Below are 19,863 nucleotides of genomic sequence, written 5' to 3'. Positions count from 1 at the left end.
ATGGCAATCGTCTGGATCGGCCCCCTCCCGCCACCGGTGCACGGGGCCAGCCTGATCACGCAGAGATACCTCGACCTGGTGCGACGCCACGCCGACGACGTCGAGGTCGTCCCGATCGAGGGGACGACCGGCCGGGGTCGCGCGCGCTTCCACCTGTCCCGCGTCGCCGCCCACCTGCGGGCCGTCCGGGCGGTGCTCGCCGGGGGAGGGGACGCCACGGTGTACCTCAGCCTGGGAGGCGGTCCGAGCCTCTGGTACCAGCTGCCGGTCGTGCTGGCCGCCCGGGCGCGGGGCGCCCGGCTCGTGCTGCACCACCACTCGTACAAGTACATCGCCGCGCACGCGGCCGCGATGAGCCTGGTGTGCCGCTCCGGGCCCGGGGCGCGTCACCTGTTCCTCAGCGCAGCCATGGCCGACGCGTTCACCGCCCGCTACCCGGTGGCCGACCGTCGCGTGGTCAGCAACGCCCACTTCGTCGAGCCGGCCGAGCGGGAGGGACCCGAGCCCGAGGGGATCGCGCTGATCCACGTCAGCAACCTGTCGGTGCCGAAGGGGTCGCTGACCGCACTGCGGACGCACGCCGCGCTGCGGGAGGCCGGCGTCGAGGCGACCCTGACCCTGATCGGGCCGGTCGCCGACCCGCAGGTTCGCGCGTATCTCGACGACCCGGCGTGCTCGGCCGACCCGAGCGTCCGCCATCTCGGTGCACAGCCGACCGCCACGATCTACCGCGAGCTCGACCGCGCGGGGCTGTTCCTGTTCCCGACGTCGTACGAGAACGAGGCCGAGCCACTGGTCGTGCTGGAGGCGCTCTCGCGCGGGGTACCGGTACTGGCCGCCCGCCGGGGTGCCCTTCCCGAGGTCCTGCCGGGGGACTGGCTCGTCGACGACCCGGCCCCCGGGATCTGGGCCGAGGCCGTGCTGGCGCACCACCGTGAGCCGTGGGCGGAGCGCTCCGGCCGGGCCCGCCGGGCCTTCGGGGCCCGGCGGGCCGGTGCGGACGTCGTCGAGCTGGTGACCGACGCCGCGTCGGCGGGGGACCGCGTCAGTTGAGGACGCGGGGCCGGGCCACGAGGCCTTCGACCCAGTCCACGTAGGCGTGCCGCGCGGTGTCCTCGGCGAGTACCTCCTGGGCGTAGCGCCGTCCGCGCACGCCCATGACCTGGCCCTGTGTCTCGTTGATGGCGAGCAGCCCGTCCAGCAGCGCCTCCGGGTCGCCCGGCGTGACGCATCGACCACCGCCGGAGGCGGTGACCTCGTGCGCGGCCGCACTGCGCGCGTTCGTCGCCGCGACGACCGGACGCCCGGCCGCGAAGTACGAGGTGAGCTTGCTCGGCACGCACATCTCGGCGACCTCGGGCCGCTCGTTGAGGATCAGCGCGTCCGCCGCGGCGAGCGCGGTCTCGAACTCCCCGTTCGGCAGCGGGTCGACGAACTGCAGACGTTCCAGGCCGTGGCCGATCCGCTCGAGCTCGGCGCGCTGGTTCCCCGAACCGAGCAGGACGAAGCGGATCGGCAGCCGGCGACGGTCGGCGATTCGGGCTGCCTCGACGACGTTCTCCAGGCCCTGCTTGCTGCCCATGTTGCCGGCGTGCAGCGCCACCATCCGGCCGTCGTCCCAGCCGAGCCGTGCCCGCAGCGCGCCCGGGTCGCCCTGCGGCGGCCGGGTGTGGGTCCAGTTCCGGATCACCGAGATCCGGGAGGCGTTCATCCCCATCTGCAGCAGGGACTCGCGGAACGTGTCGTGGATGGCGACCAGGCCGTCCGCACGGCCCAGCAGGTTGCGCTCCAACGCCGTCACCGACGACGCTCCACGTCCGCCGAGCGCCCCCGTCTCGGTGACCGCGCGGCCGTAGAGGTCCTGCACGACCACGCCGACGGCCGTCCGCGCACGCCGGCGGCGGTAGGCTGCGGCGACGGAGAGCAGCGCGGGGCTGACCGCGAGGATCACGTCCGGGTCGGTCTCGCCGACCGTCGCGGCGTGTGCGGCGAAGATCGCCTCCGCCGCGATCCGCCCGGCGCCGCCGGTCCCGGACGGGACGGGGTGCCGGACGCGCGTCACGTGCACGGGCCCGTGGCGTTCCTCGATCCGGATGCCGCCGTAGCCCTCGGCGCGGCGCCAGTACGGGTAGTGCGGGTAACCGGTGACCACGTGCACGTCGTGTCCGGCGTCGGCCAGGAAGCGGGCCATCCCGCTGGTGTACGGCGCGATCCCGGTGGGCTCCGGGTCGAAGTTGAGCCCGAGGATCCGGACCTGCAGCGGCCTCATTTCTGCAGGTCCTGCAGCTCCGCGGTGACCATGATGTCGGCCAGCTGCGGCGGGAGCGTCTCGGCCTTCCAGCCGAGGGCGTTCTCGGCCTTCGACGCGTCCCCGATCAGCGCGTCGACCTCGGTCGGCCGGAGGTAGCCCTCGTCGAACCGGATGTGGTCGCGGTAGTCGAGGTCGACCCGGGCGAAGCAGTGGTCGGCGAAGTCGCGCACCGTGTAGGCGGTGCCGGTGGCCAGGACATAGTCGTCCGGCTCGTGGTGCTGCAGCATCCGCCACATGCCCTCGACGTACTCCGGTGCGTAGCCCCAGTCCCGGACGGCGTCGAGGTTGCCCATGTAGACGTACTTCTCGAGACCCATCGAGATCCGGGCCGCGGCCCGGGCCAGCTTCCGCGTCACGAACGTCTCGCCGCGGCGCGGCGACTCGTGGTTGAAGAGGATCCCGTTCACGGCGAACATGCCGTGGGCCTCGCGGTAGTTCCGCGCCATCCAGTAGCCGTAGACCTTGGCCGCGCCGTACGGCGAGCGCGGGTAGAACGGCGTCGTCTCGCTCTGCGGCGGCGGCGTCGCGCCGAACATCTCCGAGCTGGACGCCTGGTAGAAGCGCGTCTCGATGCCGGCCATCCGGATCGCCTCGAGCAGGCGGGTCGTCCCGACTCCGGTCGTGTTCCCGGTGAACTCCGGCTCGTCGAAGCTGACGCGCACGTGCGACTGGGCGGCGAGGTGGTAGATCTCGTGCGGCGCGACCTTGTCGATCAACGTCACCAGACGGGAGCTGTCGGTCAGGTCCCCGTAGTGCAGGAACAGCCGGGCCTCGCTGTCGTGCGGGTCCTGGTAGAGGTGCTCGATGCGGCCGGTGTTGAACGTCGACGCGCGGCGGATGATGCCGTGCACCTCGTAGCCCTTGTCGAGCAGCAGCTCGGCGAGGTAGGAGCCGTCCTGGCCGGTGATCCCGGTGATCAGGGCGCGCTTGGTCTGCGAAGTATCGGTCACGGAATTGCTCGCTTCGATGAGGGGGCGGTGGCGCGACAAAGCGGCGCCGGATCGGGCAGCGCCATCCGGCGCGGCCGTGCGGGTGACCGTCCGTGCTGGACGGAAACCGAGCAAGAACCGCGATCTCTGTTCTCAAAGCGGTAGTGCCGCAACAGGTTTGGCGTCTCTGAACCGCGCGATCTTGCTGGGGGGAACTGTACGCGCGGATTATGCGTAACTGCGACCCGAATTGGATGACGTCAGCCGGTTGTGCCGGACGAGACCTAGATTGGAGGCGCGTCGCAGGCAGTGTGATTCACAACGCCATCAATTCTTCGATGAGACGAGTGAGGCCGTCCGCACGGTGGTGTGACCGACGGAGGCATGCTGCCGAGAGTGACCGACCGGGGGATCCGGGACGCCCCGGTCGGGGTCAGCGGGAGCTGAGGCGGGCCTCGGCATGGTGCTCGACGAACCAGCCGTAGGTGCTGGTGATGCCCTCGCGCAGCCCGATGCGGGGTTCCCAGCCGAGCGCTCGGAGGCGGGAGACGTCGAGGAGCTTGCGCGGGGTCCCGTCGGGGCGGTCGGTGTCCTGGACGATCGCGCCGGTGTACCCGACGACATCGGCGACGGTCTCGGCGAGCTCGCGGATGGTGACGTCGTCGCCGACGCCGACATTGATGGTCTGCGGGTCGTCGTAGACGTCGAGCAGGTGCACGATGGCGCGGCCGAGGTCGTCGACGTGGAGGAACTCGCGCCGCGGCGTGCCGGTGCCCCAGAGCACGACCTCGTCGGCGCCGCTCTGCGTGGCTTCGTGGAAGCGGCGGATCAGGGCGGGCAGGACGTGGGAGTTCTCGGGGTCGAAGTTGTCGCCGGGGCCGTAGAGGTTCGTCGGCATCGCGGAGATCCAGCGGTGGCCGTACTGCTTGCGGGCGGCCTGGACGGCCATGATCCCGGCGATCTTGGCGACGGCGTAGGCGTCGTTGGTGGGTTCGAGCGCTCCGGTGAGGAGGCTGTCCTCGCGGATGGGCTGCTCGGCGAACTTGGGGTAGATACACGAGGAGCCGAGGAACAGCAGGCGGTCGACGCCGGCGGCGTGTGCGGCGTCCATGACGTTGACCTGGATCTGCAGGTTCTCGGACAGGAACTCGGCCGGGTAGGTGTCGTTGGCGACGATCCCGCCGACGCGGGCGGCGGCGAGCACCATGGCGGCCGGCCGGATCTCGTCCAGGTAGGCGAACGTCGCCGCACGGTCGCGGAGGTCGACCTCGGCAGAGGTGGCGCCGACGAGGTCGGTGAACCCGGCGTCCTCGGCTGCCCGCCAGATCGCCGAGCCGGCGAGTCCGCGGTGTCCGGCGATGTAGAGGCGACCGTCCCTGTCCTGCATGGCGACAGGGTCTCAGTAGGCGCCGCGGCTGCGCAGCACGGCCCCGAACGTCTTCCAGATGATGATGAAGTCCAGCGCCAGCGACCAGTTCTCGACGTAGCGCAGGTCGAGCCGGACCGACTCCTCCCACGTGAGCGTGCTGCGGCCGCTAACCTGCCAGAGGCCGGTCATGCCGGGGCGCACGAGGAGGCGGCGGCGGGCGTCGTCGGCGTAACCGGCGACCTCGCGGGGGAGTGGCGGCCGCGGCCCAACCAGGCTCATCGACCCGTTGAGGACGTTGAGCAGCTGCGGGAGCTCGTCCATGGAGTACTTCCGCAGGAACCGTCCGACGGGGGTGACGCGGGGGTCCTCGCGCATCTTGAACAGCGGGCCCGCGCCGTCGTTGGCGTGGGCGAGTGCGGCGAGGCGCGCTTCGGCATCGGTGCACATCGAGCGGAACTTGATCATCCGGAACGTGCGGCCGTTGGTGCCGACGCGTTCCTGCGTGAAGAAGACCGGGCCGCCGTCGTGCAGGCGGACGGCCAGCGCGAGGCCGACGAACACCGGTGCGGCCACCAGCAGGAGCAGGCCGGCGACGGTCCGGTCCATCGCGGTCTTGAGGATGCGGGCCACGCCGGTGAAGCGCGGGTGCGACAGGCGCAGCAGCGGCATCCCGTCGACCGGGGTGATGTGCATGCGCGGGCCAGCGATCTCCATCAGGCCGGGGTCGACGGCCAGCTCGGCGTTGGTGCCTTCGAGCTGCCAGGCCAGGCGGTGCAGACGAGCCGGGCCCCAGCCCGGGGCCTGACAGACGGCGACGACGTGGTGTTCCGCCCCGCGGGCCAGGTTCGGGACGGAGTCGAGGTCGCCGACCACGCGGACGCCGTCGACGTTGAGCCCTCCGTTCGTGCCACGCCCGGTCGGGGTGCAGGCGCCCGTGATCTCCCAGCCGAAGTACGGGTCGCGACGGGTCCGTCGGACCAGGTCCGCGACGGCCTCCTCGCTGCCGACGGCGAGCACGGGGGTGAGGCCACGACCGTTGCGACGCTGGTGGTGCAGGGCCTTGCGCAGAACGAACCGCATGGCGAGGCAGGCCAGACCGGTGACGGGGACGAGCAGGAACACCCACTCCCGGGCCGACTGGACCATCAGGGCCAGGCCACCGAACGCCAGGGCGACGTCGGCGAGGAGGACGGCCCGGCCGAGCCGGACGAACTCGGTGGCGCCCTGTCCGAGCACCCTGCCGTCCCAGGCGCGGGAGAGCGGGAGCGCGACGGCCATCAGGGCGGCGGCGAGCAGGCCGCTGGCGATACGGGCACGGTCACCCGCCTCGAAGCCGGTCAATCCCACCAACACGCACATGCTGACGACGACGGTGATCGTCGTGAGGTCGCTCAACGCGACGGCGGTGGAGAAACGGCGCTGCCAACGCGGGATCCCCTGTGGCTCACGACCGACCGGGGTGGTCGTCGTGACGACCCGTTGACGGGGGACGCGGATCCGGCGGCGGCCGGTCGCGCCCGGGACGACCGGGCCGCGGCCGCGCGTGACATCCGGGTACGTGCTCACGAGAAGGAGGGCTCCTTGCGGGGGGAGTCGGACCATCAGGTCACCGAACGGATCGGCGCCGTCGCCGTGTCGTCTCCGGCGACTGGGGAGCAGCCGTCGACGCGATGGTGATGTGGGGTCTGTCGTCGCGTTGCGGGACTGCGTTACGGCTGACGACACCCTCTCGCAAGGTTGGGCCGAACGGCCTAGATGGATCATGCGGATCGCTGATTGCATGGTCCCTGCAGGAAACGAAGGGGACGCGTCCACAGGTTTGGGGATAGACGCTCGCCACAGCCGTGACCGGCTAACGCCCGCCCGTGCGGGCCGATGGACCGGATAACACACACGGGGGAGCTGACTGATGACGATCGCGCCGCAGCAGATCGGGGACCGCGAGATCCCCGGCCGGCAGACGTTCCTGCCGCCGGCCGGAGCCGTTCGGCCGTCGCGGCCGGGGCGCCACCGCATCCCCACCCAGCGCGGCGACGACGTCATCGCCGAGCCGTTCCGGATCCTGTTCGTCTGCACCGGCAACATCTGCCGCTCGCCCACGGCCGAGCTGCTCACCCGTCACCTGCTCGTCGGCCGCCTCGGTGGCCGGGACGCGGCGCGGGTCCAGGTCGCCAGCGCCGGTGTCCGCGCGGTCGTCGGTGCATCGGTGCACCCGGGATCCCGTGCCGGGCTGGCCCCCTGGGGTCTCGACGGCGTCCACTCCGAGCGCTTCGCCGCGCGGCAGCTCGAGAGCTCGGTCGTCGACGGTGTCGACCTCGTCCTCGGGGCCTCGCCCCGTCACCGCAGTGCCGTCCTGGAGCGCTTCCCCGAGCTGCTGGGCAAGACGTTCAGCCTCCGCGAGTTCGCCCGGCTGGCGGCATTGGTCGACGCGGAGTCGCTCCCGGCCGACCTCGTCCAGCGTGCGCAGGTGCTGGTGGGCCAGGCTCGTCGTCTCCGGGGCACCGTGGCGGCGCCGGACGACGACCGCATCCCGGATCCGATCGGTGGCACGCCGGAGGAGTTCCAGCGGGCGACGGCTCTGACGTTCGAGGCACTCCGTGCCGTCGTCGACGCGATGGCACCCCGCCGACCGTCGGTCACCCGCTAGCGCGGGTCAGCCCGCATTCCGGGCCGGGAGGCGTCGTCCGATCGCGGCCAGCATCTGGCGTGTCAACGCCGGCATCAGCAGCGTCGCGAACAGCAGGTACACGGCACCGAACGCGAGCCCGTCGCACACCAGTAGCCCGACGCCTCTGAAGGTCGGCGCCGAGCCACTGTGCAGGACCAGCCGATCGAGAGGCCACACCACGGCCACCGCGGCGGCCGTGCACAAGAGCGGGCCGACCAGCCGCCATGCCACCTGGGTAGAGCGGACTCCGAGAAGGCGGTTGGCGACCACGACGGCGATGAGGCCCGAGAGGAGTGTGGACGCGGAGATCGCTGCGCCGACGCCGACCAGTCCCCACGGCAGGAGTACCAGGAGCAGGGTCACGCCGCTCACCATGTTGACCGCGGTGACGATGTTCAGCAGCGCCGACCGTCCACTTCCCTTGATCGCCTCGCTGGAGACCGCGGCCAGCGCCTCGCCCATGCCGTACCCGGCCAGGACGGCGAAGGCGATACCGGCCTCTCGCCACCTCTCCCCGATCAGCTGGACGACTGCCGGCTCGCCCAGAACGATCATCAGTCCGGCCACCGGTGTCACGGCGAACCAGATCAGCTCGAGCGAGCGAAGGTAGGCGGCACGGAAGCGTGTCGCATCGCCCGCCATACGTGCGAACGCCGGGAACAGGACGTACGCGCCGATCTCGATGACCGCCACGGCGGGGAGCATGGACAGGCGCCGCCCGTAGCGGAACTGGCCGAGCGCAGCCGTGTCCAGCCCACGTCCCACGACGACGGTCTCGAAGGTCTGCCGGATCTGGAATGCCGTGTTGCTCACCACCAGCGGGAAGGCGAATCGAGCGAGCTCGCGCCAGAGCCTGACCGACGGGTGGCCGCGGCCGGGCCGCCAGCGGGCCAGCGACCACGTGGCGACGACCCACACCACGAAGCTGACGTACTCGGCCGCCACCATCGCCCAGACACTGAAACCGAGCCAGGCCAACACGATCGCCACGGTGGCGAAGCTGAACGCCACGGCCGGATTGACGATCAGCCTGCGCCGGAAGTCGAACCTTCGCTGCATCAAGGAGTCGGGCACGATGGTGAGACTGTGCAACAGCAGCGTTCCGGATGTGGCGGCGGCGATGAACCCGGCCGTGTCGCTGTCGAAGACGAGAGCGACGATCGGCGAAGCGGCCAGCGTGACGAGCGCCGTGCCCAGGCCGGTCACCAGAGTCGCCCAGAACACGGTGTCCGCGACGTCGTCGAGGCGGCCCGATCGCTGGATCAACGCGCTGCCGAGCCCGCTCTCGGAGAACAGGATGAGGAATCCCGATAGAACCGTTCCGGCGGCGTACGTGCCGACCTCGTCGGGGGACAGCAGCCGGGCGATGAAGAGTAGTTGTACGAAGCCCAGGGCCTGTACCGCGACGAACGCGATGGTCGAGTAGGCCACCCCACGCTTGAGCGTGCCGGAAAGACCGGCTGTCGGTGGCCGGCTCCCGTCGTCGGGGGTGCCGTCCTCGACGATCTCCTGGTCGGATTCCGGCCGGCTCACGTCGTGACCAACGAGGTGAACAGCTCTTCGAACCGGCGAGCCGTGCTCTCGATCCGGAAGTCGCGTTCTGCCCGCGCTCTGCCGGCCGACCCCAGTCGGGACGCCACGTCGCCGTCGTCGAGCACACGGCTGATGGCGGCCGCCAGTGCTGCCGGGTCACCCACCGCGACCCGGTAGCCCTCCACGTCGTCGGTCACCATGTCCGGCAGGCCTCCACAGTCGCTCACGACCACCGGCAGACCGGCCGCCATCGCCTCGATGACGGCGATCGGGGCTGCCTCGTGCTGGGAGCACAGCACCGACACGTCAGATGCAGGCAGCAACGCGGCGACATCGTTACGCCGTCCCATGAACAGCACCCGACCGGCGATACCGAGCCGTCCCGCTCGCTCCCGGAGGCGAGGTTCCTCGGGGCCGTCGCCCACGACGACGAGCCGTACCTCCGGATGGCTCGGGGCAAGGAGTGCGATGGCGTCGAGCAGGACGTCGTGTGCCTTCTCCGGGCGCAGTCGCGCGACGATGGACACGACCTGTTCGCGGTCGGTCAGGCCCAGGCGGCTCCTCGCGTCGAGACGGGAACGGGAGTCGGCGACCGGGGGAAGTGAGATCCCGTTCGGGATGATCTCCTCGCGGATTCGCCGCCACATGTAGCGACCGACCCCTTCCTGCGTGTGCAGATAGCTGGCCTGGGCCGGCCCGATCAACGCAAGAGCGTCGGACAGGAAGAGGGTCTCGAGGTCGTGCCGTGGCAGACACCGGCCGCCATGCCGGACGAGGTCGATGCCGTGCACCGCCACGACGTTGGCCGGAACGCCCGCCAGGCGCGCCGCGAGCCGACCGAGTGTGAGTGGTGCACGCGCATAGTGGTTGACCAGCACGACGTCTGTCCGGTGGGTCCGGAACGAGCGCACGAGCTGGGGGACGGTTCGCCGGTCGAAGCGACCGCGGCGTGACAGCACCTCGACCGGGAACCCCGAGTCCCGGAAGTCGGGCGCCAGATCGCCGTCGTGCTTCAGACAGATCAGACGCGGTGCGACGACAGTCGGATCGAAGTGCCGGAACAGGTCCAGGAGCAGCTTCTCCGCGCCTCCCAGCTCCACGTGGTCGAGTACTGCGGTCACGTTCAGCGGACTGGTCTCGCTGGTCGTCACGTCGTTCTCTCCGCTCCACGCCGACCGACCGTCCGTTCGAGCATCTCCTCGCTGAGCTGGACGGAACGGTCGAGGCCGAACCTGTCCTCGAGCCGTCGACGTGCGGCGCCACCCATTGCGTGCCGGCGACTCGGCGTGGCGATCAGCTCGACCAGCCTCGTGGCGAGAGGTCCCGGCTCCCGAGGCGGAACGAGATGGCCGGTGAGGCCGTCCTCCACGATCTCGGGGATTCCTCCGACAGTCGTGCAGACGCTCGGCAGGCCGGCCGCCATCGCCTCGAGGAGCGCCATCGGGAACGCCTCGGTGCGCGAGGACATCACGAAGATGTCGATGAGCGGCAGGATGCGCGGGACGTCGCGCCGCGCACCGGTGAACACCACCCGGTCGGCGATGCCCAGTTCGGCCGCGGCCGCGGCGAGTTCTCGCCGTAACGGCCCGTCGCCGACCAGGAGGAGAACTGCCTCCGGACAGCGCGAGGCGACATCCGCGAACGCCCTCAACAAGATCGCGTGGTCCTTCTCCGGACGCAGCACTGCGACCGTCCCGACGACCACGCGACCGGGATCGAGGCCTAGTTCGCGAGCCAACGACTCATCGCGTCGGGGTGGATAGGGGAGTGGGTCGACCCCGTTGTGTACGACGTGAATCTTGGAAGGCGGGTAGCGAAGCTCGTCGATCAAGTAGGGCAGTTGCCCGTTCGAGACCGCGTAGTACGCGCTGGTGACCCTGTCCAGTGCCCGGTCGGCAGCGACGCGGACCCGGCTACGCGGTCGGAGGTCGCTCGCGTTGTGCAGCCAGACCGCGGAGTGGGGCACGCCGGCGAGCCGGGCGGCGAGGCGGCCGAGGACCTCGGCGTTGTACGAGCGGGTCACCACCAGCTCGATCCGGTCGCGGCGCATCTCCCTCACGAGCTCGGCCAGGATCAGTGGCGCCTCCGCCTTCGTGCGCTGCAGCGCACGGCAGGGGACTCCGCTGTCGACGAGCGAGTCGAACAGACCTCCCTCGTGGCCCAGGCAGATCAGGGAAGGCCGGAAGCGGCGCTGGTCGAGCCGTGTCAGCAACGTGGTCACATGTCGCTCGGCCCCGCCGACGTCCAGGTTCGGAACGACGAAGAGCACCCGGAGGGGGGCGATGGCGATCATCGCCGTGCTCCGCCGGGGGCCGGGACGGCCCCGTTCGCCACGGAGCCCGGCAACAGCTCTCGGTACAGGTCGTCGAGGCGCTGCCAGACGACGTGGACGTCGTGGTGCCGCTCCACCCGTGCGCGAGCCGCCTGCCCGAGGGCGGTGCGCCGGAGCGGATCCCGGACGACCTGGATCAGAGCGTCGCCGAGCCGGCCGACGTCGTCAGGAGGGACGAGAACCCCGGCGTCACCGCCGTCGAGCATCTCGGGGATGCCACCGACCGCCGACGCGACCACACAGAGCCCATGCGCCATCGCCTCGAGCACGCTCATCGGCTGTCCCTCTGCCAAGGAAGGCAGGACGAGCGCATGAGCCGAAGCCAGGAGCTCTCCGACCGCCTCCACGTCCTGCCAGGGCAGTAGCTCCACGGACGAGGTGATACCGAGTTCCGCGACACGGGCCACGACCCGGTGACGGTCGCCGTCCCCGGCCACGACGAGTCGGGCGGTCGGGCAACCGGGCTCCCGGGTCATCGCCGACCAGGCATCCAGCAGATGGAAGAAGCCCTTGTCCTCGCGCATCGGTCCGAGGAACACCACACGGACCGGGCCGGGCCCGCCGGACGCGGTCCGGGCCGGCAGCTGTACCGGATTCGCGATCACACACACCTGCGCGCCCGGCGCGATCGTGCGCAGGCGTTCGGCCCACGTCTCGCCGAGCGCGATCACCCGGTCCGCCCTGCGCAGGGTCGCGATCAGGACCGCCTGCAGATGCCGCGGAAGCGACTCGAAGAACTCCTCGATGTGCCCGCTGTGGACGTGCAGCACGACGCGTGCGCCGGCGGCTCCGGCGAGCCAGACCAGGATCGCCTTGCGTACGAAGCTTCCGTGAGCCGCGCTGTGCAGGTGCACCAATGGTGCATCCCCGGACGCGACACGGCGGAGCAGGTGCCACGTGCCGACGCCGAATCGGGCGACCCGGGATGTGATGCTCCCAGCCCCGTGGGTGGGGAGAACGTCGATCGACCATCTCGTGCCCAGCGGGGACTCGACCAGCGTGTCGACGACCGTCCGGATTCCTCCAGGTCGCTCGGTCGCGCAGAAGACGACCGTGCGTCGAGATCGCTTCTCAGCTCGCGTGGTCATACCTGTGCCACCTCGTCGACCGGTCGTTCGGCCTCGGTGGGAATGGCGTGACCCGCCGCCCAACGTCGTTCCACGACTCCGACGACCACCCCTGCGAGCAGCATGACGAGGCTGTTCTCGAAGTCGAAGAACCGTAGGTCGTCTGCAATGCCGCAGAGCGCCCACATCACGAACCCGAGTAGCACGGCGACGGCCAGACCTCGCCCGCACACCCCGTCGTCCGGGAGGAGTCGGAGAGCGATGACCTGCCGTCGGAGAAGCAACGCGACGACCCCGAGCCAGCACGCGAGCCCGGTCAGCCCCAGTTCCGTGGCGATGCCGAGCTCGTTCTGGTGCGAGACGATCCCGAACCCCATCGACCAGCGAACGTCCTGCGAGAACTGCTCGTGGTGCAACGTGTTCACCGCGGGGAAGCGCCCGACACCCCAGCCCAGGAGTGGGCGTGCCTCGATCGCGTTCACCGAGGTCGCGATGCCGTTGAGCCGCTCCTCGATCTGGGAGGTCTCGCCGACACCGCCGGCCTCGCGGTCCGTGCTCGTGAAGTTCGACCAGTTCAGGCCGACGGTGAGGGTCGCGGCCAGGATGACGGCGAGGAACCAGGGCCGGGCACTGCGAGAGATCAGCGCGCCGAGTACGACGACGACTGCGAACGCAAGCCAGACCACGCGGGTGTGGGTCAGGTACACAGCGTAGGGAGAGGCCAGCACGACGGCCGCGGCGACGATCTTGCCGACACGGCCGGTGTCGCGTTGCCGCAGCAGATGCACTGCCACCAGGAACCCGATCGTCAGCGTGATGCCGTTCTCGTTCGGCTGGTTGAAGACACCTACGGCTCGGTCGTCGAACTCCGTCGTCAGGATGTACTTGGGCCAGACGAGGGCGGGCGGACCGTTGTACTGCATGATGCTGACCCACGCCGAGTACCCGCCCATGGCGACGACCGCCCACAGGAGCCGACGTACGTCGGCCTCCCGTCTGTACAGCACCCGGCCGGCGAGAAACAGTCCGAAGGGCACGACGACTGCGCCGAGGATGAACCGGGGAACCGAGAACTCCCCGGTGCCGTCCACATCGGGCGCTCCGGCCGGCAGCGGGTTCGGCACCACCGCGGACCACACGTTGCAGGCGAGGTAGAGCGCCATCAGGAGTTCGAGAGCGCCCAGACGCGGCATCTGCACCTGCCGACGCCAGACCGCCAGGACCGTACCGGCGAGCAGCATCGCGAGGCACAACGACGTGACGGCGACCGGGAGACTCCAGTCGAGTGCCAGCCTCAGGAACGTCGCGAAGAGGAGTACGACGACAGCCATGGCCGGTCTCCCGAGCAGCACGGCGACACCGAGGACGACGATCCCGGCGAGCCCGATGCCCGATCCGACGGTCATCCCGTCGGGAAGGTCGCGTCGTATCCCCGCCCAGGCCAGGGCGCCGATCGCGATCGCCACACCGACCAGCACGCCGGTGCCAGGAGGGGTCCGGCTGCGGATCGACGCGACGTTCATGTGTCGGAAGCCGAGTCCGAGCCGGCCAGTACCTTCACATCGCTGTCCCCCCGTGGGGTCGGGCTGGGACGTCTCGGCCCGGGCTCTGCTCGGGAGGACGACTCCGCAGCTGCTCCCTCCTGCTCCGGAGTGCTCTCGGGAACATCACGAGCCTCCGTTGCTTTCCCCGCCGCAGTCGATCCGTGCACCCCGTCGAGCTCCGGTGGGGCGTCATCGGAGCCCGACGGGAGCCGGTCGATCGTCGGACCGGTGGCGCGGGGGACTCCGAGCGGAGCCGGGGGAGGAAACGGGGCTCCGTTCCGCGCCTGCGGAATCGAGCCACCGACGACGATGCGGGCCAGAGGAGGTATCGGGGCGTCCTGCCGTGGCGGCCGGAAGAGGACCGCTCCGAGTATCGGGCGGCGCACCAGCTCGAGCGCGGTGCACACTCTGACGGCCTCGTCGCCGCGGGTCACCCCTGGTTCGACGATCAGGACTACAGCATCGGCGGCCGCGCAGATCGCCGTCGCCTCCGGGTTGTCCGACACCGACGGAGCATCCAGAACGACAAGACCGCCGGTGGACCGCAGCTCACCGACGAGAGCTCGGAAACGCTCAGGACCGAACAGGGTGTAAGGATCGGCGGCCGACCTCCCCGCAGGCATGATCCGCAGGTTGGGGACGTCGGTGTCACGCAGATGAGCGTGCAGGGGCGCCGCAGAGCGGGCGGCGAGGTACTCGCACAGGCCCGGGCCGGCCCAGGAGTCCTGGTCCGCGGCCGTCGAGGTGCGGACCAGGATCGTGGGCTCCCCCTGACTCGCCCGGTACGTGGCTACTGCGAGAGCCACCTCGGAGCGGCCGGCGATGTCGGACGTGGTGGTCACGGCCAACACACGCCTGTTCGCGGAGTCTCCGGTGGTCAGAACGTTGGTCAACCGCCTGAGGTCCTGTGCCCGCTCGGCCGGTCCACTCCGGCTTCCACGACCCCCCACCACGGCGAGCGTCGGTAGACCCAGTCGGTCACGAATGTCCTGCGGGGAGACGAGCCGACCGCCGCCGGCGGCGAGAACCAGAACGAGAGCGCTGCCGAGCACCAGGCCCCCGATCAGCCCGAACAGGCCGTCCTGCAACGGGTTCGGTGCCTCGCTCGAGACGCTGGCCTGGCGCTGCAGCGTGCGCACCTCATTGGTCCGGGCGGACTGCAACGACACGATCCGCTCCTGCAGGGACCGGACCTCGGTGTCGAGCGCGTTCATCTCGTCACGGTCGAGGGCGGCGCCGATCGTGAGGCGCTGTTCGGCCAGGTCCAGCTGCCTCTGCAGCCCACTGACGATTGCCCCGGCCTCACCGCCGACGCTCGTGTTGATGTCGTCTCGGAAAGTGTCGGCCATTCTCTCGGCGGCGTTCGCGGCGTCCGCTTCGTCGGGACCCGTTGCCTCGATATAGATGATCGGGCTCGTAGCAGCGGTTCGCGCGTTGTATGTGACGCCTGCCGGGAACGGGCCGCGAGACGCGAGTCCCGCCTGGTATGAGGGTTGGTTGAAATACTCGGAATACGCCTGAGCGAGGTATGCGTCCTGCTCGGGTGCGCGGGTTTCGGACGCTGCGGTCAACGCCGATCGTCCGGTGTAGACCGTCGGTGTGAGGAGTGCCGATGTCAGTGATCCGACGAAGGCGATCATCGCGACCGCAGCGACGAGCCACCATCGCCGCCGGAGCCGATCGATCTGAATGCGGATCGCCCCCGGCTCCGGGACGGCCGAGACGGCCGGCGGTGCCGCGGACCACGGATCCCTGCGGGCCGCCGCAGTCTTCGGGCTGGTCAGGCCGTGTTCCTGATCGGAATCCGAACCTCCCGGATTCACCATCAGCTCCCCCTCAGCTACGAAATGTGAGTGGCCCGCCCTTGTCGTGTGGCGCGGCCTGCAGGATCTCTCGGCGTGGAGGTGACCATTCGTTACACCCAGAACAAGATCCTTTCTTTGATCGGTTCGACGGCACCGTCGAGCAGTGGATCTCGAAGTCTGCGACCGCTGATTCGTCGAGTGCGTGCCAAGGATCGTCCCGTGAATTACGTCGAATACCGCAGACATTATTGGTCCGTTCGGAGTAACGACGACGTGTGGTGAGGTCATTGTGAGTACGTCGCGTAACGCGCGACAGGAATTGGCCGACTGGTGCCCTGTACTCAGCGAGGTCAGTATCGGAGCCCAAGGGAGTCCAACGTGGCGTACCAGCGACCGATAGCTGTTGCGGTGGTCGGATATGGCTACTGGGGGTCCAAACACGCAAGAGTTCTGAGCAGCATTCCGGACACCGAGGTCGTCGTCGTGGACGGGAACGAGGCGCGACTGGCCGAGGCTGAGGCCACACACCATGCGGTGGCGGTGAGCAGGTCGCTCGAGAACGTGATCGACAGGGTCGACGCCGTCGTGATCTGCACGCCGCCCGGTTCACACGCCGCGATCGGGATGACGGCGTTGGCCGCCGGTAAGCACACCTTGGTCGAAAAGCCGCTCGCCACGTCCGTGGTCGATGCCGAGGGCATGGTCACGGCCGCCGACCGGGAAGGCGTCCAGCTCATGGTCGGCCACACCTTCGAGTTCAATCCGGCGGTCTGGAAGCTGCGCGAGGTCGTTCGCTCGGGAGCGCTGGGTCGGATTCTCTACGTCGACACCGCTCGGCTCAGCCTGGGGCGTTACCAGTCCGATGTGAATGTGATCTGGGACCTTGCGCCGCACGACATCTCGATCGCGTCGTACCTCCTCGACGACATGCCGTCGCGCGCGACGGTATGGGCGGAACGCAACATCGGCTTTCGGCACGCCGACGTCGCCTATCTCAAGCTGGAGTTCGACCGTGCGGACACCCATGCGTTCGTCCGGGTCAGCTGGCTCAGTCCGAACAAAGTGCGCAAGGTGACCGTCGTCGGTGAGCGTCAGATGGCCGTCTACGACGACCTCTCCGACAACGAGAGGATCAGGATCTACGACATCGGGGTGGACCCGGCCGATCATGACGAATCGGTCGAGACGCACGCCATGCCGGTGTCGTACCGCACCGGTGACATCACGTCTCCGTACGTTGCCTTCAGTGAGCCACTCCTTCTGCAGGACAGGCACTTCCTGGACTGCATCCGGACCGGTGCCACGTCGGCGAGCCCCGGTAGCAGGGGTGCGGATGTCGTCCGAGTCCTGGCCGCGACCGACCGGGCGATCGAGAGCGGGCTCACCGCGAGCATCGTCCCGGCTCCGGTGGTCGAGCTCGCCGGTGTCGGCGCGATCACCGAGCTCCCCGCCCAGAGGGTGGCTTCGTGACGCGCGCAGCCATCCCGTTCCTCGACCTCACGACCGGCACGGAGAGCATCCGCGCGGACCTCGACCTGGTGTGGAAAACCGTGACCGACCACGGACGGTACGTGAACGGACCGGAGGTCATGCAGTTCGAGCACGCATTCGCCGAGTACTGCGGAGCTGCTCACTGTGTCGGTGTCGGTAACGGCACCGACGCATTGGAACTGATTCTCGCCGGTCTCGGGATCGGCCCGGGGGACGAGGTCGTCGTCCCGGCCAACACATTCGTGGCCACAGCGGAGGCAGTGCTGGCGGTAGGCGCACGGCCTCGTTTCGTCGACGTCCATCCGGATTCGCTGCTGATCGATCCGGATGCTGCGGCGGCCGCCGTCAACTCGGCGACAGCTGCCGTGGTCGCCGTCCACCTCTACGGGCAGATGACCGAACCGGGGCCGTTGCTCGATCTCGTGCACCGTTACGGGCTCGCTCTCGTGGAGGACTCCGCTCAGGCACACGGCGCCCGGCACGGGGGCCGGCGAGCCGGATCCGTCGGCCACGCCGCGGGGTTCAGCTTCTACCCGGGCAAGAACCTCGGGGCGTTCGGCGACGGCGGAGCCGTCGTCACCTCCGACCCTGCCCTCGCGGACCGGGTACGTTGCCTCGCCGACCACGGGAGGGATCCGCATGAACGGCACCGCCACGTTCTGAGCGGCCGAAACAGTCGACTCGACACTCTGCAGGCCGCGATCCTGTCGGTACGGCTCGGGCGGCTCGACGACGACAATCGCCGTCGCCGCGACGCGGTGGGTCGCTACCGGGACGAACTCCCTTCGACCGTGGTGCCCGTGGCGCAGCACCCTGATGCCGAGTCCGTGCATCATCTCGCCGTCGTCCAGCTCGATGACCGGGAGGCTGCCGTCGCAGCCCTGGACCGTGCCGGGATCGGCTGGGGTCTGCACTACCCCGTCCCCTGTCACCGGCAACCGCCCTTCGCGGACTCGACGGTCGATGCCCCGGTTGTCGAAGCCGCGGCCGACCGGATCCTGTCGCTGCCTCTTTCTCCCTCCATGACCGCGGACCAGGTGAGCCGGACGTGCGAGGTGCTGAGCGCCTCTCTGACGAAGGACAAGCCATGACCCTTCGGCGCGAAGCGGGCCGTCCGGTTCGTCCCTGTGGGCGGTTGGCCAGGGTTCTCGACGTCACCCTCGGATCGCTGCTGCTGATCCTGATCCTCCCGGTTCTCCTCGTCATCGTGATCCTCATCCGGATCGACAGCGACGGGCCCGCGCTGTTCCGGCAGCGCCGGGTGGGGGAGTCCAGGCGCGAGTTCACGCTCTTCAAGTTCCGGACGATGGTCCAGGGCGGCGACGACTCCCGACATCGTGAGCAGATCGCCAGGGAGATCCAGGGCGAGGACACGTCGGTCGGCGGCAGCTGGAAACTCGACGACGATCCCCGCGTCACCGGGATCGGCGATTTCCTGCGCCGGACGAGCATCGACGAGCTTCCCCAGCTGATCAACGTGGTCCGCGGGGACATGACGCTGGTCGGTCCCCGGCCCTGCCTACCGTGGGAGGCCGACATCTTTCCGCCCCGATACCGGGGGCGCTTCGCGGTGCGCCCTGGCCTGACCGGACTGTGGCAGGTGAGCGGGCGCAGCACGATGGGGACGTTGGAGATGCTCGAGCTGGATCTGCGTTACGTCGACACCCGCACACCGACGACCGACCTGAAGATCCTGATCAGGACGGTCCCCGCCCTGCTGCGCGACGGGAGCTCGCGATGACCACATCGGTACGGACACCTCCGGTCGTCACGATGCCCGTCGACCCCCGGTCGGACCCGGGCTGGGCGAGACTCGCCATGGGGCCCCGTGGCCATCTGTTCGTCTCCCCGCCGTGGATAGAGGCGATCTGTGGGACCTACGGGTTCGAACCCCACGCCCGCGTCCGCCTCGGCGACGACGGCCGGCCTGTGGGTGGGTTCGCGTGGGTCGGCCTCTCCGACATGCTCGGGGACAGGACCGTCAGCCTTCCGTTCTCGGAACGGGTCGACCCGCCGGTCGACGACCTGGACACCTGGCGGGCCGTGACCGACGAAGCGTTCTCGCTCGGTCCGCCGGTCACCATCCGCGTGATCGACGATCCGGACGCCGTCGTTCTCCGCGACGACCGGCTCGAAAGGGTGGGTCTCGCCGCGTGGCACGGCACCCCGCTGGGCGTTCCGCTGGAAGAGATCGGTGCCGGTATCAGCGCTGCAGCCAGGCGGAACCTACGGACATCCGAACGCAAGAACGTCCGTGTCGTTGCGAGTGAAGGGCTCGACGCACTCCGCTCCTTCCACGAGCTGCACGTCGCGCTGCGCAAGAACAAGTACGGCCTGCTCGCCCAGCCGGTCGAACTGTTCGAGCGGTTGTGGGCGGGTTTCGCCCCGCTCGACGGGATCGTGACACTGCTGGCCCGGGTCGACGACGTTGTCGTGGCCGGAGGCGTCTACCTGGAATGGAACGGAACCCTCTATCACAAGTTCGGCGCCTCGCGGACGGAGTATCGGTCGCTGTGCCCCAACAACGCGGTCACGTGGGCGGCGATCCGGTGGGCCTGCGAGCGTGGGCTGGACGGAATCGACTGGGGGCTCTCCGATCTCGATCAGCCTGGCCTGGTGGGGTACAAGCGACAGTGGGCGAGTACCGAGCGCCGCATCGTCACAGTGCGGTCCCAGCCGGTGTCGGGACCCGGCCGAGACGGGCTCGAAGCGCGTCGATTGCTGAGTGAACTCTCGTCGCTGTTCGCGGACGCGACGGTGCCCGACGAGATCACCGCCCGTGCCGGCGGGCTCCTCTACCGATACTTCTGCTGA

The 19,863-nt window shown here is 69.6% G+C and carries 16 protein-coding genes; 6 read left to right on the top strand and 10 right to left on the bottom strand.

Features of this window, described 5'->3' with window-relative positions:
- Positions 1 to 1,053, top strand: a complete 1,053-nt coding sequence (locus EV383_RS23725; RefSeq protein ID WP_130291981.1) for a glycosyltransferase family 4 protein — start codon at positions 1 to 3, stop codon at positions 1,051 to 1,053.
- Here the strand turns inward: EV383_RS23725 and EV383_RS23720 are convergent.
- The 4 genes from EV383_RS23720 to EV383_RS23705 all read right to left on the bottom strand — a co-directional run bounded on the left by EV383_RS23720 (position 1,046) and on the right by EV383_RS23705 (position 6,175).
- Complete coding sequence (locus tag EV383_RS23720) at positions 1,046 to 2,269, bottom strand: glycosyltransferase (protein WP_130291980.1); 1,224 nt, start codon at positions 2,267 to 2,269, stop codon at positions 1,046 to 1,048. The two genes, EV383_RS23725 and EV383_RS23720, sit on opposite strands and share 8 nt — an antisense overlap.
- On the bottom strand, positions 2,266 to 3,261 hold the full coding sequence (gene gmd, locus EV383_RS23715) for a GDP-mannose 4,6-dehydratase (RefSeq protein ID WP_130291979.1): 996 nt from the start codon (positions 3,259 to 3,261) through the stop codon (positions 2,266 to 2,268). The genes EV383_RS23720 and gmd overlap by 4 nt, the downstream gene beginning before the upstream one ends.
- Before the next feature lie 412 nt (positions 3,262 to 3,673).
- Positions 3,674 to 4,627, bottom strand: a complete 954-nt coding sequence (locus EV383_RS23710) for a GDP-L-fucose synthase family protein (RefSeq protein ID WP_130291978.1) — start codon at positions 4,625 to 4,627, stop codon at positions 3,674 to 3,676.
- A 12-nt stretch (positions 4,628 to 4,639) separates the two neighbouring features.
- On the bottom strand, positions 4,640 to 6,175 hold the full coding sequence (locus EV383_RS23705) for a sugar transferase (protein ID WP_242623272.1): 1,536 nt from the start codon (positions 6,173 to 6,175) through the stop codon (positions 4,640 to 4,642).
- Between the two features lie 343 nt (positions 6,176 to 6,518).
- Here EV383_RS23705 and EV383_RS23700 point away from each other — a divergent pair, with 343 nt between their 5' ends.
- Positions 6,519 to 7,256 carry an arsenate reductase/protein-tyrosine-phosphatase family protein gene (locus tag EV383_RS23700; protein WP_130291976.1) on the top strand — a complete coding sequence of 246 codons (738 nt, stop codon included), beginning with the start codon at positions 6,519 to 6,521 and terminating at the stop codon, positions 7,254 to 7,256.
- A gap of 6 nt (positions 7,257 to 7,262) precedes the next feature.
- On the opposite strand, the gene EV383_RS23695 is transcribed toward EV383_RS23700, so the two are convergent.
- The 6 genes from EV383_RS23695 to EV383_RS23670 all read right to left on the bottom strand — a co-directional run bounded on the left by EV383_RS23695 (position 7,263) and on the right by EV383_RS23670 (position 15,579).
- The gene (locus EV383_RS23695; RefSeq protein ID WP_130291975.1) at positions 7,263 to 8,810 is read right to left on the bottom strand and encodes a lipopolysaccharide biosynthesis protein; all 1,548 of its coding nucleotides are present in this window, start codon (positions 8,808 to 8,810) and stop codon (positions 7,263 to 7,265) included.
- The gene (locus EV383_RS23690) at positions 8,807 to 9,961 is read right to left on the bottom strand and encodes a glycosyltransferase (protein ID WP_130291974.1); all 1,155 of its coding nucleotides are present in this window, start codon (positions 9,959 to 9,961) and stop codon (positions 8,807 to 8,809) included. Before EV383_RS23690 ends, EV383_RS23695 begins: the two co-directional genes overlap by 4 nt.
- The gene (locus EV383_RS23685) at positions 9,958 to 11,103 is read right to left on the bottom strand and encodes a glycosyltransferase (RefSeq protein WP_130291973.1); all 1,146 of its coding nucleotides are present in this window, start codon (positions 11,101 to 11,103) and stop codon (positions 9,958 to 9,960) included. The genes EV383_RS23690 and EV383_RS23685 overlap by 4 nt, the downstream gene beginning before the upstream one ends.
- Positions 11,100 to 11,996, bottom strand: coding sequence for a glycosyltransferase family 4 protein (locus tag EV383_RS23680; protein ID WP_242623501.1), 897 nt, complete (start codon positions 11,994 to 11,996; stop codon positions 11,100 to 11,102). Before EV383_RS23680 ends, EV383_RS23685 begins: the two co-directional genes overlap by 4 nt.
- A gap of 230 nt (positions 11,997 to 12,226) precedes the next feature.
- Positions 12,227 to 13,732: an O-antigen ligase family protein gene (locus tag EV383_RS23675; RefSeq protein WP_130291971.1), complete on the bottom strand. Its 1,506-nt coding sequence runs from the start codon at positions 13,730 to 13,732 to the stop codon at positions 12,227 to 12,229.
- On the bottom strand, positions 13,729 to 15,579 hold the full coding sequence (locus EV383_RS23670; protein ID WP_130291970.1) for a hypothetical protein: 1,851 nt from the start codon (positions 15,577 to 15,579) through the stop codon (positions 13,729 to 13,731). Before EV383_RS23670 ends, EV383_RS23675 begins: the two co-directional genes overlap by 4 nt.
- Positions 15,580 to 15,936: 357 nt before the next feature.
- On the opposite strand from EV383_RS23670, the gene EV383_RS23665 reads away from it, so the two are divergent.
- From EV383_RS23665 to EV383_RS23650, 4 genes are read left to right on the top strand one after another with little or no spacing between them, the layout of a single operon-like run.
- A complete protein-coding gene (locus tag EV383_RS23665; RefSeq protein WP_242623271.1) occupies positions 15,937 to 17,028 on the top strand; it encodes a Gfo/Idh/MocA family protein in 1,092 nt (363 codons plus the stop codon).
- Positions 17,025 to 18,140, top strand: a complete 1,116-nt coding sequence (locus EV383_RS23660; protein WP_130291969.1) for a DegT/DnrJ/EryC1/StrS family aminotransferase — start codon at positions 17,025 to 17,027, stop codon at positions 18,138 to 18,140. The genes EV383_RS23665 and EV383_RS23660 overlap by 4 nt, the downstream gene beginning before the upstream one ends.
- The gene (locus tag EV383_RS23655) at positions 18,098 to 18,790 is read left to right on the top strand and encodes a sugar transferase (protein ID WP_242623270.1); all 693 of its coding nucleotides are present in this window, start codon (positions 18,098 to 18,100) and stop codon (positions 18,788 to 18,790) included. Before EV383_RS23660 ends, EV383_RS23655 begins: the two co-directional genes overlap by 43 nt.
- Positions 18,787 to 19,863: a GNAT family N-acetyltransferase gene (locus EV383_RS23650; protein ID WP_130291968.1), complete on the top strand. Its 1,077-nt coding sequence runs from the start codon at positions 18,787 to 18,789 to the stop codon at positions 19,861 to 19,863. The genes EV383_RS23655 and EV383_RS23650 overlap by 4 nt, the downstream gene beginning before the upstream one ends.

The sequence above is a fragment of the Pseudonocardia sediminis genome, assembly GCF_004217185.1.
GTDB classification, from domain to species: domain Bacteria; phylum Actinomycetota; class Actinomycetes; order Mycobacteriales; family Pseudonocardiaceae; genus Pseudonocardia; species Pseudonocardia sediminis.
This window is presented reverse-complemented; position numbering and strand designations above follow the sequence as displayed.

Coding starts and splice junctions, on each gene's coding strand:
- EV383_RS23725 (WP_130291981.1), top strand. CDS start 1: ATGGCAATCGTCTGGATCGGCCCCCTCCCGCCACCGGTGCACGGGGCC.
- EV383_RS23720 (WP_130291980.1), bottom strand. CDS start 2,269: ATGAGGCCGCTGCAGGTCCGGATCCTCGGGCTCAACTTCGACCCGGAG.
- EV383_RS23710 (WP_130291978.1), bottom strand. CDS start 4,627: ATGCAGGACAGGGACGGTCGCCTCTACATCGCCGGACACCGCGGACTC.
- EV383_RS23700 (WP_130291976.1), top strand. CDS start 6,519: ATGACGATCGCGCCGCAGCAGATCGGGGACCGCGAGATCCCCGGCCGG.
- EV383_RS23685 (WP_130291973.1), bottom strand. CDS start 11,103: ATGATCGCCATCGCCCCCCTCCGGGTGCTCTTCGTCGTTCCGAACCTG.
- EV383_RS23675 (WP_130291971.1), bottom strand. CDS start 13,732: ATGAACGTCGCGTCGATCCGCAGCCGGACCCCTCCTGGCACCGGCGTG.
- EV383_RS23670 (WP_130291970.1), bottom strand. CDS start 15,579: ATGGTGAATCCGGGAGGTTCGGATTCCGATCAGGAACACGGCCTGACC.
- EV383_RS23650 (WP_130291968.1), top strand. CDS start 18,787: ATGACCACATCGGTACGGACACCTCCGGTCGTCACGATGCCCGTCGAC.